The organism is Pseudomonas putida (genome assembly GCF_001941965.1).
GTDB lineage: Bacteria > Pseudomonadota > Gammaproteobacteria > Pseudomonadales > Pseudomonadaceae > Aquipseudomonas > Aquipseudomonas putida_L.
This window is the reverse complement of sequence record NZ_MKZO01000079.1, coordinates 42902-57451: the sequence shown is the minus strand read 5'-3', so window position 1 is coordinate 57451 and position 14550 is coordinate 42902. Positions and strand designations below refer to the sequence as shown.

Sequence of the window (14550 nt, the reverse complement as noted above, 5' to 3'; positions counted from 1 at the left end):
GGTCCTTATTTCGGCAGTGGCGCAAGGCGGTCGAGGGCGGCGTTGAGGGCGAGGATATTCACCACCGGCGGGCCGACCAGAGGTTGCAGGGTGGCTTGCTCCACCAGTCCTTGCAATGTCTGTTGCGGGATTTGTCGGGCAGCAGCTACCCGGGGCAGTTGATAGGCCACGGCCGCTGGCGGCAGATGGGGGTCGAGCCCGCTGCCGGAGGTGGTCAGCAGCGCCTGGGGCACCGGGCCCTGGGCTGGGCTGAACAGCGTACCGGCGCTGTCGCCGATACGCTTGGCCAGGGCCGGGTTGCTCGGTGCCAGATTGCTTGCGCCGCTGGACACGGTGGCGTAGTCCGCTGCCGAGGGCCGCGCCTGGAACCAGGCCTCGCCGCTGAACGGCTGGGCCAGCAGGCGCGAACCGCGCACCTGGCCCTGGTCATCGCGCAACAGGCTGCCATTGGCCTGATCGGGGAAGGCCACCTGGGCGATGCCGGTGACCGCCAGCGGGTAGACCACGCCGGTCACCAGGGTCATCAGCAACAGCAGGCTCAGGGCCGGACGAAAATGGGTGGTCATGTTCATGTCCTCGAATTCACACCAGTTGCAGGGCATTGAGCAGCAGGTCGATCAGCTTGATCCCGGCGAAGGGCACCAGCAGGCCGCCCAGGCCGTAGATCAGCAGGTTGCGCCGCAGCAGGTGGGCAGCGCTGGCCGCCTTGACCCGCACCCCGCGCAGCGCCAGTGGAATCAGCACGACGATGATCAGTGCGTTGAACACGATCGCCGAGACGATGGCGCTCTGCGGGCTGGCCAGTTGCATCAGGTTGAGCACGCCGAGCTGCGGATATATCGCCGCGAACAGCGCCGGGAGGATGGCGAAGTACTTGGCCACGTCGTTGGCAATGGAGAAGGTGGTCAGGGCGCCACGGGTCACCAGCAGTTCCTTGCCGACCTGGACCACGTCCAGCAGCTTGGTCGGATCGCTGTCGAGATCGACCATGTTGGCCGCCTCGCGGGCCGCCTGGGTGCCGTCGTTCATGGCCATGCCGACATCGGCCTGGGCCAGGGCCGGGGCGTCGTTGGCGCCGTCGCCGCACATGGCGACCAGGCGGCCTTCGTCCTGCTCCTGGCGGATGCGCGCCAGCTTCTTCTCCGGGGTGGCTTCGGCGAGCACGTCATCCACGCCCGCTTCGGCGGCGATGGCGGCGGCGGTCAGCGGGTTGTCGCCGGTGACCATCACGGTGCGGATGCCCAGCTTGCGCAGCTCGGCGAAACGCTCGCGGATCCCGGGCTTGACCACGTCCTTGAGGTGGATCACGCCAAGCAGGCGCTTGTCGACGCAGACCAGCAGCGGGGTGCCGCCACTCTGGGCGATCTTGTCCACTTCCCGGGCCAGGGCCGGCGGCAGGTCGAGGCGCTGCATGCCGACGAAGGCCAGTACCGAATCCACCGCACCCTTGCGGTAGCGACGGGGGCCGAAGTCGACACCCGAAAGGCGGGTCTCGGCGCTGAAGGCCACCGGCTCGAACTGCCCGGCAACCGGTTCGACGAAGTCATGCAACTGGCGCAGGAACTCGACGATGGACTTGCCTTCGGCCGTGTCGTCGGCCAGCGACGCCAGCAAGGCGCCCTCCCCCAGCTCCCTGGCGGTCACGCCTGGCGCGGCGAATACTGCGCTGCAACGGCGGTTGCCGAAGGTGATGGTGCCGGTCTTGTCGAGCATCAGCACGTGCACATCACCGGCCGCTTCCACGGCGCGGCCGGAACGGGCGATCACATTGAGGCGCACCAGGCGGTCCATGCCGGCGATGCCAATGGCCGAAAGCAGACCGCCGATGGTGGTGGGGATCAGGGTCACCAGCAGCGCCACGAGGAACACCGTGGGGATCGCGCCACCAGCAAAGTGGGCGAACGGCTGCAGGGTCACGACCACGATCAGGAAGATCAGGGTCAGGCCGATCAGCAGGATATCCAGGGCGATCTCGTTGGGGGTTTTCTGCCGTTTGGCGCCTTCCACCAGGGCGATCATGCGGTCCAGGGTCGACTCGCCGGGGTTGGTGCTGATGCGCACCAGCAGCCAGTCCGACACCAGCCGCGTGCTGCCGGTGACCGCCGAGCGATCGCCGCCGGACTCGCGGATCACCGGCGCGGATTCACCGGTAATCGCCGCCTCGTTGACCGCGGCGATGCCTTCGATCACCTCGCCGTCGCCGGGGATCATTTCGCCGGCCTCGACCCGCACCACATCGCCCTTGCGCAGGGCGGTGGCGGCGACCACTTCGAAGCTGCCGGCGGCAGTGCGACGCCGTGCGGTCAGGCCCTGGTTACCGGCCTTGAGGCTGTCGGCGCGGGCCTTGCCACGGCCCTCGGCCAGGGCTTCGGCGAAGTTGGCGAAGAGCACGGTGAACCACAGCCACAGGGCGATCTGTACCGCCACGCCGGTGGGTACCTGCTCATCGGGCAGCAGGCACAGCAGCGTGGTGAAGATCGCCGTCAGTTCCACCACCAGCATTACCGGGGCGCGCTTGAGCTGACGCGGGTCGAGCTTGACGAAGGCTTGCACCAGCGCTGGCCGCCACAGGGCGGCGAACGAGGTTTGCGCGCGGGTGGTTGGTGCCGTTTTCACGTCGCGAATCGGCATGTTCATGGGGTGACTCCTTGCAGGGCCAGGCTCAGGTGTTCGGCGACCGGGCCAAGGGCCAGGGCCGGAAGGAAGGTCAGGCCGCCAACCAGCAGGATGGTGACCACCAGCAGGGTGACGAACAGCGGGCCGTGGGTCGGGAAGCTGGCTTGCCCTACCGGTGCGGTCTTCTTCAGCGCCAGGCTGCCGGCCAGGGCAAGCACCGGGAGGATGTAGCCGAAGCGCCCGATCAGCATGCCGAGGCCGATCATCAGGTTATGGAAGGTGGTGTTGGCGCCCAGGCCGGCGAAGGCCGAGCCGTTGTTCGCCGCCGCCGAGGTGTAGGCGTAGAGCAACTGGCTGAAACCGTGGGGGCCGGGGTTGCTGATGCTCGCTGCCGGGCCCGGCAGCGCGGTGGCCAGGGCGCCGAGGATCAGCACGCCGACCGGCATCACCACCAGGGTCGCCACCAGCAGTTGCACCTCCCGCGCCTGGAGCTTCTTGCCGAGGTATTCCGGGGTGCGGCCGATCATCAGGCCGGCGAGGAACACCGCGATCAATACGTTCAGGAGCATGCCGTAGAGCCCGGCACCGACGCCGCCGAAGATCACCTCGCCGACCATCATGTTGACCAGCGCGACCATCCCGGTGAGCGGGTTGAGGCTGTCGTGCATGGCGTTGACCGAGCCGTTGGAGGCGGCTGTGGTGGTCACCGTCCAGAGCACGCTGCCGGTGGTGCCGAAGCGGCTTTCCTTGCCTTCCAGCGGCGCGCTCCGTTCCACCTGCGGATTGCTCAGCGCCGGGTTGGGCTGGTACTCGGCCCACAGCGCGGTGGCGCCGCCGACCAGGAACAGCGCGAGCATGCCGGCGATGATCGCCCGGCTCTGGCGCAGGTCCTTGACGTAATGGCCGAAGGTGAAGACCAGGGCCACCGGGATCAGGATGATCGACACCACTTCGAACAGGTTCGACCAGGCCGTCGGGTTCTCGAACGGATGGGCCGAGTTCACCCCGAAGAAGCCGCCGCCGTTGGTGCCCAGTTGCTTGATGGCGATCTGGCTGGCGGCCGGGCCGAGGGGGATGACCTGGTCGGCGCCTTGCAGGGTCACGGCGTGCACGTAGTCGCTGAAGGTCTGCGGTACGCCCTGCCACACCAGGATCAGCGCCAGTACCAGGCACAGCGGCAGCAGGCCGTAGAGGGTGGCCCGGGTCATGTCGACCCAGAAATTGCCCAGGGTGCCGGCGCTACGGCGGGCGATGCCGCGGCACAGCGCGACCAGCACGGCCAGGCCGGTGGCGGCGCTGACGAAGTTCTGCACGGTCAGGCCGATCATCTGGCTCAGGTAGCTGAGGGAGGCTTCGCCGCTGTAGGACTGCCAGTTGGTGTTGGTCATGAAGCTGATGGCGGTATTGAACGCCAGCGACCACTCCTGGCCGGGCAGCTGTTGCGGGTTCAGCGGCAGGAAGCCCTGCAGACGCAGCACGGCGAAGAGGAACAGGAAGCCAGCGAGGTTGAACACCAGCAGGGCCAGGGCGTACTGCTTCCAGTTCTGTTCCTGCTGGGTGTCGACCCCGGCGATGCGGTAGCAACCGCGCTCGACCGGCCCGAGCACCGGGCTCAGCCAGGTGCGCTGGCCTTCCATGACCTTGTAGTAGAAGCGCCCGAGCCAGGGTGCCGGCAGCAGCACCAGGGCGAAGAAGGCCAGGAGCAATGCGTAATCGTAACTGTGCATGGCCGCTCCCTAGCCGCGATCGGCGCGCAGCAGCGCGGCCATCAGGTACACCAACAACGCCACTGCCAGCAGCAGTGACACCCCGTCCAGAATGCTCATGAGAAATCTCCGTTCGGCGGCGGTTGCCGCGTAGGAAAATTCTCTGGCTTAGGGGCGTAAAGGGACGAGACAGATGTAGGGCTTGAGGCATAAAGATTGCGTAAAAAGCCTGGGATTCGCGGCGCTCTTTAAGGCCTCATCGCCGGCAAGCCAGCTCCCACAGGTCCAGCGGTGCACGCGATACCTGTGGGAGCTGGCTTGCCAGCGATGAGGCCCTCAAAGGCAACAAAAATGCACCTGACACATATCCAGGCCAGCTTCAGTGCATAGACCGAATCGATATCGGTTATAAGCTAATTCGATACAAATATATTTGGGCATAAAAACATCCGTTATGCTGCGCCGGCCCCGTCGATCAAGAGCGTGTCAGGTAGCGTATGGATGTAGGTTCGTTTGGTTTCACCATTGCAGGTCTGGTAGTAGGTTTCATCGTCGGCATGACCGGCGTCGGCGGCGGTTCGCTGATGACCCCGATCCTGCTCTGGTTCGGCATCAACCCGGCCACGGCGGTCGGCACCGACCTGCTCTACGCGGCCATCACCAAGGCCAGTGGCGTCTGGGTCCATGGCAAGCAGAAGAACATCGACTGGGCCATCACCGGCTGGCTGGCCTTGGGCAGCGTGCCAGCGGCGGCAGCGACCCTGTGGTTCCTCAGCACCCTGCACACCGACACGGCGGCGCTGAACGCCGTCATCAAGCAGGGCCTGGCGGTGGTGCTGATCCTCACGGCGCTGGCGATCCTGTTCAAATCCAAACTCCAGGCCTTCGCCAGCAAGCATGCCGGTGACCGCTATCACCTGAGCGGGCGCAGCCTCAACATCCTGACCGTGATCACTGGTGTGGTGCTGGGGGTGATGGTTTCGCTCACTTCCATCGGCGCTGGCGCGCTGGGCACCGTGGCGTTGTTCCTGCTCTATCCGTACCTGGTCACCCGCCGCCTGGTCGGCACCGAGATCGCCCACGCCGTGCCGCTGACCCTGGTCGCCGGGTTGGGGCATGCGAGCATGGGCAACATGGACTGGTCGCTGCTGGGGTATCTGCTGCTGGGCTCGCTGCCGGGGATCTATATCGGCAGCCATCTGACCGGGAAGATTTCGGACTCGGTGCTGCGGCCTTGTCTGGCGGGGATGTTGTTGTTGATTGGGTATAAGTTGGCGTTTTGATTGGGCGCTGGCTGGATGAGAAAGGCCGCTGGAGGGATCCAGCGGCCTTTTTTATTTCAGTGTCTAACGTGCGATGCTCACACAGGAGCCGCGTGGTATAGATCTGACGCTAGCCAAGATAAAGATACGAAAGCAGCACAACGATCAGAAACCAGAAAATACTAACCTTCTGAAAAATGCTGTCCCTGGACAGGATGCGTCTAAAGTGCCTCGGAAATGACTTAACATCACCATTCGAAATAAACCCGATCGAAAGAAACCTAGGTTCTGATACTGCACCATGCAGAAGTCCTGGAATGAGCATTTTCTTGAAAAACCCCAATGAAGCATACACTTTCATCGTAGAGCTCAGATCAGGACTGCTTTTTATCTCCATCATCATTTCGTCCAGATACTTTCTTGTTATGTACACCCTATAGGAAAACGAAACCGCGAAGGTAACCGGCACCCCTAAAATAGAGATAAACATTAGTATGGATGACCAGACATACCAATCAGTCATACAGATAAAGGTCATGAATGACCTCTCCAGTCTGTACAGCAGCCTCACCAACCGCTGCCCCCGCAATCGCCCCAAGCTCGGCTCCGGCGTAGGAGGAGCCCGCGACAACCGCGATATTGCAGACTGCAAACCTCCTCGGATCCTTGGATAATTTCCAGCACACATACGCGCTTTCTTTCACTGCTATCTTCGCGGCCTGCATTCCTCCCCAAGACATCCCCGCAAACTTTGAAGTTTCAGTTATTGCAATCCTTGCACATGTTCCTGACGAGCCTGCCTCACAAGCCTCCTTGATTATGAGTGCGGAGGAGACATCACCAACACCGATAGCAAGGTAACCACCCCCCTTCATGTAGGAAGTCGCTCTTTCCATAGTCCTTACGTACTTAGAATAGCCTGGAATTGGCCCCACCCCACCAGACTTTTTCCAATGATGCACCAAGCTCTTGCTCGAGACACCCAAGGATTTCTGCAAGGTTGGATGACTCCCTAAAGAAAGGAAACTGCGAATTTTGGAGGAGTTGAATAGCTTGCCATCAAGCTCCGTCAGAATGTCTTTCCGCCTGGCAAAAAATTCTGGAACGTTGAGACGGCCATACCTACGGTAAGTGTCACCATACAATTCTTCCAGCTTCACCAAAGAGCGAGTGATATCGCCCATGTGTTTTTCCATTCCCGCAGCGGTCACCCCTGCCCAAGTCGAAACGCTTCCGAGAATCGCCGCAATTTGAGCTTGATGCTCAGTCATGAAATCAGCATCTTCCGGCGACAGATCCTTCAATGCCTCAGCCACCTCCTCCGCCGCCTCCATCAGATGCGCTTCTTCCTGCGTGCACATGTAGTTGCGGGGATCGCTGAGCACAACCAACTGCCCAGCCTTGACGATGTCCTGACCAAGACTGCCGTTCATTGCGTTGAACTTGCGCATCACCTCGGGAGAAGGCCCCCCCCGAACAGTTCGGCTTCCAGTGAGCGGCGACCAATGGATTTCGGAACGATGTAGAAGCCGGGCTCGGCCAGTTCGTTGTCTTCAGTTGGTGTCGAAGACCGAGCAGCAGGCACTGGCGGAGCAGCCCGCGTGGCAGCAGCAGGTTGAGAATAGGGTTGTGGCTGAGCCGGGCTTGAGCTAGCTGCCGCCCCGGTAGCCGGCTCTGCTACCCCCGTAGGCATTCCATCCTTCGCTATGAGTCGATTGCTGCCTGCTGGGCAACCACACTGAATACGCGCCCCGTCTACTGCTGTAGGCTGCCCCATCCATTTGAAGGCATCCAGGCCTTCAGCGATGGTGCCGACTTCACCACATCGAGGACATCGCGTGGTCTTGTCGCCCAGCCGCAGGACACCGCGTCCATCCTGCGCCATGTTGGGCAAGCTGCTGAAGCAGACCGCGCCCGTAGTAGTCTGGTCACCATGGAGACCTTGACCCAGGCCGAAGAGTATTGAGCGGGCCATGATTCAAACGTCCTTCTCGAAGCAGGACAGCTCCTGGGTGACGGACAACACAGGCGAAACTTCAGTGGTAAAACGTGAGGTGCTGATATCCATGGCATTGCTCCTTGCTTGTGAGCCCCGGCCTTGTCTTCGAGATGAAAGGACAGCGGTGCGTGTCGGTTGGGAGGCTGCAACCGTGAAGGTTCGGAGAGACTGGATAAATCAGACGTTTCTGACGGATTTGTAGGACTTTTTTGAAGTTGCTTGGAAAGACTGCCGTGCAGACCCGGCAGCCTATTTGTTCAGCGCTCAACTCAGGAAATGGGTTTCTGACCCGATTTCATAAACGACTCCACCAACACCTGGCAGATCTCCAGCGAATGCTGGGTCGCCCACGCCAGGCTTTACATCGGCTTGCTCGCCGACTCGCAGACCTGGTAGTTGGTCTTATAGGCGGTGGAAACCATCATCAAGAACGTGACCAAACGATTGGGTGACGACTGTACGTGGATTGGTCAACCGGCATTCTGGAACACACTCCGGCGCACCCAAAGGTGCTCCGCGCACAGCCGCCATGACAGCAGCGACCGGCGAAGACTAGATGTGCGATTCCAGGAGTGCCATGTCAAACGAGGCGCGAAAGGGTTATCAGGAAGTTGCCTACATGGGAGGCGGAAATCCCTCTACGTCCGACAATCTCAACCAACCCAGAACCTGTGACTGTTCGACGTACCACCGCCCCTCACGCGCCATCAGGCGCAATGTCTCTCTTGAGCCAGCGAAGGGTCCAGGATTTTGCTGGGCAATCTCCAAGCTGCCCTCGCCAACATTGGCGATCACTGCGACATGGCCATAGCGATTGAGCAACGTGGGCGCGAAGACCAGCAAATCTTCCGCCTGGGGCCGCACGGAACTGCCGTTGCGAAATTGCAGCATGGCCCGCTGGGGATTCACCTCACCATCGATCAACCTCGGATCGAAGAAATCCTTCGCATGGCCATATGAGTCAGGCATGCGATGGTCATAACGCTCGAAGTAATAGCGTTTAACGAACTCTACGCATTGGTAACGGAGGCCCAGGTTGTAACCGTCTGGACTCAGGTTCCGACCCAGCACCGTATTGACCCCACCGTTGTAGTAGATGGCGACGCCGTTCAGTTCATCCAGTTGCTCGCCCACGGTATGACGGGGGTTGGGATCGATGCGAGTGATCATGGCGTGTGCCGTGAACACAACGAGCAGCAACGCCGCGCAGGTAGCGAGCAGGATGAGGATTCGTTTGTTGCTGATTGTCATGTATCCACGCCCATGGTTTCCCGAGGGCGCAGATGCTTACTGGATCAGATGGATTAGTCAGTAGGACTATTCCTGTCATCACACAGGAATTGTCTGATCATGCCGCAGTTGTACTTATGCGCAACGCGCCATACCTGAAAACACCCAAGAAAAAGGCCCCAATGGGGCCTTTTGGAAAGAGTGACTGCACAATCAATAGAAGATGCCCAGGAGCTCACCGTGGTCTACGAATTGACGCGAGTCGCGTAGAACTTGCTCCAGAAGGAGGGGTCGCGCGCAGCTTTTCTGGCGTACAAGGGATCGGAGCAGTATGCATCTCTTAAACGTAGTGATCCCAGCGCTCGCCTTTCCGCTTCTTGCAAGCTGATGACCCCAGCTTCCCAGAACTGGCTCCAATAGCTGTCTGCCTTCAGAATTGCAGAAGGCTCTTGCGTGGAAGTCGTAATGGGCATGGGCCACCTCCGGCACAACGTTTTCTAGGGATACGATTACGGTTTCAATCATGCGCTGGATGTTGCCTGGAGTCCCTCCCCTGACCCAAGTCAGAGGAGGAACGCCTAAGCTCTCGTTACCGCTGATCTGATCAGGATGAGGAGCTATATGATCTGTGCTGCCGTGCTTGATTGCCGAGCATAGCATGTTGTCAAGTCGTCTACGCAGCGCCAGGTCGGACAGCCCCCCAGGATCCCCGACAAAGGTACGTCGCGTGTTGAAGGCGAAGCTGGCTACGCCCGCATAGATCGCAGATCCACCGAGGCCTGGGCTGCTTTCCGAAACATCAAGCCAGGTCTCCAAGGCATTCACGTAGACGTTAAAAAATATGTCTCGTTGAGAGGTCGTGTAGGCAAAATCAAATCGATGGGTATCTGGTCTGTCATCCAGATCATAGACACCTTCGAGGGTTGACCCAGGCATGAAGCGCTCCATGATCACCTTGATGTTCTTGTCCTCTGATCTGGGGTTGAAGAACAAGCCCTCATCCTTCGCCAGCGCCAAAAGCCACTCGACTGCAAACGTATCGCCTTCATCATCAATCATCTCCAACACGCTTACCCGACCAGGGCAGTTTTTCGCCCCCGATATGTCGGGGACTGGGAGAGATGCGAGTGATCATGGCGAGTGCCGTGAACAGCGCGAACAGCAGTACGGCACAAGCCGAGAGCAGCGCCTTGTTTCGGGCGGTCATGTGTCTGCGTCCTTTATTTCCTGAGGACGCAAATGCTTGCTAGATGTAGTGGGTTAGTCAGCCGGATGACTCCGACTGTCAGGTGGGAACTGTCTGAGCAAGTAGTCAGTGATGAGGCCATCAATATGAAATGGCCTTGGAAGGATCATTCTTTTCCCTGCTTCCGCTCTGCCGTCTTAAGCAACGACTCCACCAACGCCTGACAAATCTCCAGCGAATGCTGGGTCGCCCAGGCAAGGCTCTGCATCGGCTTGCTCGCCAATTCGCAGACCTGATAGTTGGTTTCGTAGGCCGAGGACCCTCAGGGACGCTCCACAATGCTAATACCAGCAGTGACCTCATCGCCTTTCTCGTCACCCAAAAACTGCTCGCTCATCGCCGCCCCCCCCCTGATCCCGGTCTTCTTTGGCTTTTTATGGCTGGGAGGGCGACAAATCAGAACGCTCAACTACACTCCATCGTCTTTCAAGCAAGGAGCACTGGAACAATGGATAGACTGCACTATTACTGCCTGACCTTCTTCGACAACCATGGTGGGCACACTGCCTACGCCTCGACGTATTACGGATTCCCTGAACCGCACGTGACCTTGCGCGATATTCAGACTGCAAAGCAGGGGGCCGAAGTCAGCAGCACTGCCACGCTATTGGCATGCTCCTACCTCGGGCAAATGACTGCTCAGGAATTCAAAGCCGGTACCTGATGACATCTGTTACGACAGACACCCCCTACTTAGCGGCCCCCAGTTCAGAACCGAACTGGGGGCTTTTACCCTGCTCCATAGCGAACGATGAGGCCACCAGCGTGAGATGGCCTCGAATGGATCAGAGGCCTCCCCGCTTCCCGTCTGCCTTCTTAAGCAACGACTCCACCAACGCCTGACAAATCTCCAGCGAATGCTGGGTCGCCCAGGCAAGGCTCTGCATCGGCTTGCTCGCCGATTCGCAGACCTGGTAGTTGGTTTCATAAGCCGAGGACAGGGACATGGTCAGGTGCACAAGGACATCTTCCATGCTGGCGCCTTCGCAGACGCTGAACAACGGCGGATGGGTGCCGTTGCAGGTGGCGAAGTGAGTGTGGGCGGTGCGGGGTGGATCGGGTACGGGTTTGATCATGGTGGCACTCCGGAAGTCTGAGAGAATCGCCATCCATAACGTGACCAAACAATTGGGTGGCGACTGTACGCGGATTGGTCAACCGGGACTTCAGGAGCATTATCCGGCGCACCCGAGGGTGCTCCGCGCACAGCCGCCATGACAGCAGCCAACGCGCTCAACGTTGAAGATGAGCGACTCCAAAAAAGTCGACAGGTGACCAAACCTGATCGCCAAACCGCAGCGACCGGCGAAGACTAGGCAGCCATTTCCAGGAGTGCAACGTCAAACTAGGCGCGGAAGTATGATTGGGAAATTGCCTACAGAAAAGTCGGACATAGCGGGAATTTCGTAGCTATATGCGACACCTTTACAGACCTCACGAGCACCGCTAACCCTGTGGGAGCTGGCTTGCCAGCGATAGCGATGGTGAATTCACTATTGCAATCGCTGGCAAGCCAGCTCCCACATGGTCCGTGTTGTCAGCCTACAAGTACTTCAACCAGGCAATATCCCGCCGCCGCGCCTTCAACCGGGCAAACCAGCGCACCGGCAGATACAACGCCAGCGCCAGCACCACCGCCCCGGCCCACACCGCGGCCATCGAATCAAACCCGAAATACTGCCCATGATTGGTCCCGAACAGCCCCACCGCCAGCACATACAGCACCTTCAACACATACAGGTGCAGCAGGTAGAAGAACATCGGCGCCGCCCCGAACACCGCCAGCCAACGGACCACCCTGCCCTCGTTCCGCCGCTCGAACACCACCAGCAGCAACAGCCCGATTCCCAGGGTCAACGCCAGGAACAGCAGCGAAGGCGGATACTTGGTGATATTGAAAAAGCTCATGACCGTCTGCACCGCGGTCTCGCCACCTGCCCACGGTTTCTCGCCATACCCATTGAGCAAGCGCAGCACGAAGAACACCCCCAACGCCGAACCCGCCGCCAGCAACAACCGCCGACGCCGCACCAGCGCCTCGCTGCCCCGGGCAAACCACGGCCCCATCGCATACCCGAGTGCAATGACCCCGATCCACGGCAGCAACGGATAAGACGTGCGCAAACGCAGCCCCTCGGACACCTCGATCCAGCCCCGGTCATGCAGCACCGCCCACGGCACGTGCATCGCCGACTCCACCGGGAAGTGCACGCCATCCAGCAGGTTATGCCCCGCCACCAGCACCACACCCAGCCCGGTCAGCACCGCCCGCGGCAGCCAGATCAGCGCACTCAAGGCCAGCATGCTCAGACCGATGGCCCAGATCACCTGGAGATAGATCACGCTCGGCGGCAACTGGAAGGTCCAGGCGAAGTTGACCAGGGTGAATTCCAGCACCACCAGGAACAAACCACGCTTGAACAGGAAGCTCGACACCGCCGCCTTGCCCTGCTGCTTCTCGCCATAGAGAAATGCGGAAAGACCGGTCAGCAGAATGAACACCGGCGCACACAGGTGCGCCAGGGTGCGGCTGAAGAACAACGTCGGATCAGTCTGGCCCACGTCCATGGGATCGCTGACCTGCAGATGCAGGTAGAAAGTCTCGCGGACGTGATCCAGCAACATGAAGAGAATGACCAAGCCACGCAGGGCATCGATCGAGTGAAGACGGGTGGAAGGCGGGGCAGACATGCGCAATCGATACTCATTGAAATAACGTAATGTTATTACATGATGTCATGTAGTCCACCGTCTTTGCCAGCCCTCACCTCAGCGCTGGCTCATCCACGCCAGTACGGCCAGCCAGATCACCGCAGTTCCGTAGTTGAGGCGTTGGTACAGGCCAAAGCCATGTCCGCTTTCCATAGCCCCGGCCATCAACCCGACAGTGACCAGCGCCAGCACCGTGCACAGCAGCGAGAACCGGGAAAAGGCCACCGAGCCGAGCAGGCGTTTGCCCTGGAAGATCCACAGCGTGCTGGCCAGGGTCAGGGTGAGGAACATCACCAGCCCCGACAGGTTGTGCATGCGCTGGGAGAACGAGGGCTCTGCCGGCACACAGCCCTGGTCGCAGGGGAAATACCCGGCACTCATGCTGGCCAGCCCATGCACCACCACCAGCAGCGCCCCGACCCACGCCAGCCGCGCGCCCTCGAAACGCCGGAACAAGCCCACCCCGCACAACACGAACAACAGCCCCAGCGGCAGGTTGTTCACCCAGGGCGAAAGCTCATGGGTCGGCGCCCCCACCGCGCCCAACTGACTCATGGCCAACTCCACATGGCTGTACCCCGGGAACTGGCTGGCCGTGATCAGCACCCCGAAAAACAGCCAGAACGGCACCAGCAGCCCGGCGCCCAGCAATACCCGATCGATCGTCCTCATAGCCCTCATGGCTCCGTTGTTGTTGGATGAGGAATGCTAGTGATCCCGACGACGAAATCGTTACCGAATTTTTTGCAAGGCAGCTTGCCCATGCGTCATCCTGTCGCCCCCTTGCAAGGACTGCATCTCCCGTGACACGACGTCTCCCCGGCACCACCGCCCTGCTCGCGCTCGAAGCCGCTGCCCGCCATCAGAGTTTTGCCCGCGCCGCGCAGGAACTGTCACTCACCGAAGGCGCCATCAGCCGACAGATCGCCAAGCTGGAAGACCAGGTCGGCGTACGTCTTTTCCACAGGGTCGGTAATCGCGTCGAACTGTCCGACCTGGGCGCGCGCTACGCCGCCGAGATGCGCGAGGCGCTGGACCTGATTGAGCGCCGCACCCGCCAGTTGCAGGCCGATGCCCGGGTCGATGCGCCGCTGGAAATCGGCGTGATCCCGACCCTCGCCAGCCGCTGGCTGATTCCGCGCATGGCAGATTTTCACCAGCGCCACCCGCAGGTGCGGATCAATCTTCGTGAACGCACCGAGCCATTCAACCTGGCCGACAGCGGGCTGCATGCGGCGATCAATATCGAGCACCCGGCCTGGAGCGGGATGCAGGTGCAGGCGTTGTTCCAGGCGCCGCTGCTTGCGGTGTGCCATCCGGGTCTGGCCGAGCGTGCGCCCGCTGAGCTGCCGTTGCTGCACAAGCACGAGGATGGCGAACAATGGGCGGCCTATGCACGGCACAGCGGCATCGCGCTTCCCCAGCATGAAAGCGGCCCACGTTATGACCGTTTCTCCCTGCTGATCGACGCCGCCCGTGCCGGCATGGGCATGGCGCTGGTGCCGCGCCTGTATGTCGAGGAGGATCTGGCGCAGGATCGGCTGCGTGCACCCTGGCCGGAAGTGGCACAACTGAGCGAACGCTATGTGCTGGTCAGCCGGCCGGGAGAAGCGCCGGTGGCGCTGGAGGTATTCCGGGAATGGCTGTTCGGGGAAATCGAGAAAGGCCAGCCGTCCGGATGAACCTCACCCGGACCGCTGGTGAAGATGGCCTCACAAGATCCCGCCTCGGCGCGCGCCTTGAGCGCCTGACGCCGCCTGGCCTCCTTGTCCCGGTCGA

At 60.9% G+C, this 14550-nt stretch carries 15 protein-coding genes; 3 read left to right on the top strand and 12 right to left on the bottom strand.

The window, feature by feature from the left end:
* Positions 1-5: 5 nt before the first annotated feature.
* Genes kdpC through kdpF form a run of 4 tightly spaced genes read right to left on the bottom strand, consistent with a single transcriptional unit; the run spans position 6 to position 4442 of the window.
* Positions 6-566, bottom strand: coding sequence for a potassium-transporting ATPase subunit KdpC (kdpC, locus tag PSEMO_RS31535; protein WP_075806774.1), 561 nt, complete (start codon positions 564-566; stop codon positions 6-8).
* A gap of 16 nt (positions 567-582) precedes the next feature.
* Positions 583-2637, bottom strand: a complete 2055-nt coding sequence (kdpB, locus tag PSEMO_RS31530) for a potassium-transporting ATPase subunit KdpB (protein ID WP_075806773.1) — start codon at positions 2635-2637, stop codon at positions 583-585.
* On the bottom strand, positions 2634-4343 hold the full coding sequence (gene kdpA / locus PSEMO_RS31525; RefSeq protein ID WP_075806772.1) for a potassium-transporting ATPase subunit KdpA: 1710 nt from the start codon (positions 4341-4343) through the stop codon (positions 2634-2636). Before kdpA ends, kdpB begins: the two co-directional genes overlap by 4 nt.
* 9 nt (positions 4344-4352) lie before the next feature.
* Positions 4353-4442, bottom strand: coding sequence for a K(+)-transporting ATPase subunit F (kdpF, locus tag PSEMO_RS31520; protein ID WP_075806771.1), 90 nt, complete (start codon positions 4440-4442; stop codon positions 4353-4355).
* Positions 4443-4819: 377 nt separating this feature from the next.
* Here kdpF and PSEMO_RS31515 point away from each other — a divergent pair, with 377 nt between their 5' ends.
* Entirely contained in the window at positions 4820-5605 is a 786-nt protein-coding gene (locus PSEMO_RS31515; RefSeq protein WP_075806770.1) for a sulfite exporter TauE/SafE family protein, read from the top strand.
* A gap of 494 nt (positions 5606-6099) precedes the next feature.
* Here the strand turns inward: PSEMO_RS31515 and PSEMO_RS31505 are convergent, their stop codons facing one another.
* From PSEMO_RS31505 to PSEMO_RS33660, 5 genes are all read right to left on the bottom strand, one after another.
* Positions 6100-7035 carry a hypothetical protein gene (locus tag PSEMO_RS31505; RefSeq protein ID WP_075806898.1) on the bottom strand — a complete coding sequence of 312 codons (936 nt, stop codon included), beginning with the start codon at positions 7033-7035 and terminating at the stop codon, positions 6100-6102.
* Complete coding sequence (locus PSEMO_RS34475) at positions 7035-7559, bottom strand: PAAR domain-containing protein (RefSeq protein WP_075806768.1); 525 nt, start codon at positions 7557-7559, stop codon at positions 7035-7037. Before PSEMO_RS34475 ends, PSEMO_RS31505 begins: the two co-directional genes overlap by 1 nt.
* Positions 7560-8198: 639 nt before the next feature.
* Positions 8199-8834 (bottom strand): CHAP domain-containing protein, encoded by a 636-nt coding sequence (locus PSEMO_RS31495; RefSeq protein ID WP_075806767.1) that lies wholly within the window; start codon positions 8832-8834, stop codon positions 8199-8201.
* Positions 8835-9026: 192 nt separating this feature from the next.
* Positions 9027-9872 (bottom strand): hypothetical protein, encoded by an 846-nt coding sequence (locus tag PSEMO_RS33665; RefSeq protein ID WP_178392092.1) that lies wholly within the window; start codon positions 9870-9872, stop codon positions 9027-9029.
* The gene (locus PSEMO_RS33660) at positions 9865-10020 is read right to left on the bottom strand and encodes a hypothetical protein (protein ID WP_178392091.1); all 156 of its coding nucleotides are present in this window, start codon (positions 10018-10020) and stop codon (positions 9865-9867) included. Before PSEMO_RS33660 ends, PSEMO_RS33665 begins: the two co-directional genes overlap by 8 nt.
* Before the next feature lie 487 nt (positions 10021-10507).
* On the opposite strand from PSEMO_RS33660, the gene PSEMO_RS31485 reads away from it, so the two are divergent.
* A complete protein-coding gene (locus PSEMO_RS31485; RefSeq protein ID WP_075806765.1) occupies positions 10508-10723 on the top strand; it encodes a hypothetical protein in 216 nt (71 codons plus the stop codon).
* A 121-nt stretch (positions 10724-10844) separates the two neighbouring features.
* Here the strand turns inward: PSEMO_RS31485 and PSEMO_RS31480 are convergent, their stop codons facing one another.
* The 3 genes from PSEMO_RS31480 to PSEMO_RS31470 all read right to left on the bottom strand — a co-directional run bounded on the left by PSEMO_RS31480 (position 10845) and on the right by PSEMO_RS31470 (position 13443).
* Entirely contained in the window at positions 10845-11135 is a 291-nt protein-coding gene (locus tag PSEMO_RS31480) for a hypothetical protein (RefSeq protein ID WP_075806764.1), read from the bottom strand.
* Between the two features lie 466 nt (positions 11136-11601).
* Entirely contained in the window at positions 11602-12750 is a 1149-nt protein-coding gene (locus PSEMO_RS31475) for a DUF1624 domain-containing protein (RefSeq protein WP_075806763.1), read from the bottom strand.
* Between the two features lie 78 nt (positions 12751-12828).
* A complete protein-coding gene (locus tag PSEMO_RS31470; protein ID WP_075806762.1) occupies positions 12829-13443 on the bottom strand; it encodes a DUF998 domain-containing protein in 615 nt (204 codons plus the stop codon).
* A gap of 131 nt (positions 13444-13574) precedes the next feature.
* Here PSEMO_RS31470 and PSEMO_RS31465 point away from each other — a divergent pair, with 131 nt between their 5' ends.
* Positions 13575-14453 (top strand): LysR substrate-binding domain-containing protein, encoded by an 879-nt coding sequence (locus PSEMO_RS31465; protein WP_075806761.1) that lies wholly within the window; start codon positions 13575-13577, stop codon positions 14451-14453.
* Positions 14454-14550 lie beyond the last annotated feature (97 nt).

Coding starts and splice junctions, on each gene's coding strand:
- kdpC (WP_075806774.1), bottom strand. CDS start 566: ATGACCACCCATTTTCGTCCGGCCCTGAGCCTGCTGTTGCTGATGACC.
- kdpB (WP_075806773.1), bottom strand. CDS start 2,637: ATGAACATGCCGATTCGCGACGTGAAAACGGCACCAACCACCCGCGCG.
- kdpA (WP_075806772.1), bottom strand. CDS start 4,343: ATGCACAGTTACGATTACGCATTGCTCCTGGCCTTCTTCGCCCTGGTG.
- kdpF (WP_075806771.1), bottom strand. CDS start 4,442: ATGAGCATTCTGGACGGGGTGTCACTGCTGCTGGCAGTGGCGTTGTTG.
- PSEMO_RS31515 (WP_075806770.1), top strand. CDS start 4,820: ATGGATGTAGGTTCGTTTGGTTTCACCATTGCAGGTCTGGTAGTAGGT.
- PSEMO_RS31505 (WP_075806898.1), bottom strand. CDS start 7,035: ATGCGCAAGTTCAACGCAATGAACGGCAGTCTTGGTCAGGACATCGTC.
- PSEMO_RS34475 (WP_075806768.1), bottom strand. CDS start 7,559: ATGGCCCGCTCAATACTCTTCGGCCTGGGTCAAGGTCTCCATGGTGAC.
- PSEMO_RS31495 (WP_075806767.1), bottom strand. CDS start 8,834: ATGACAATCAGCAACAAACGAATCCTCATCCTGCTCGCTACCTGCGCG.
- PSEMO_RS33665 (WP_178392092.1), bottom strand. CDS start 9,872: ATGATTGATGATGAAGGCGATACGTTTGCAGTCGAGTGGCTTTTGGCG.
- PSEMO_RS33660 (WP_178392091.1), bottom strand. CDS start 10,020: ATGACCGCCCGAAACAAGGCGCTGCTCTCGGCTTGTGCCGTACTGCTG.
- PSEMO_RS31485 (WP_075806765.1), top strand. CDS start 10,508: ATGGATAGACTGCACTATTACTGCCTGACCTTCTTCGACAACCATGGT.
- PSEMO_RS31480 (WP_075806764.1), bottom strand. CDS start 11,135: ATGATCAAACCCGTACCCGATCCACCCCGCACCGCCCACACTCACTTC.
- PSEMO_RS31475 (WP_075806763.1), bottom strand. CDS start 12,750: ATGTCTGCCCCGCCTTCCACCCGTCTTCACTCGATCGATGCCCTGCGT.
- PSEMO_RS31470 (WP_075806762.1), bottom strand. CDS start 13,443: ATGAGGACGATCGATCGGGTATTGCTGGGCGCCGGGCTGCTGGTGCCG.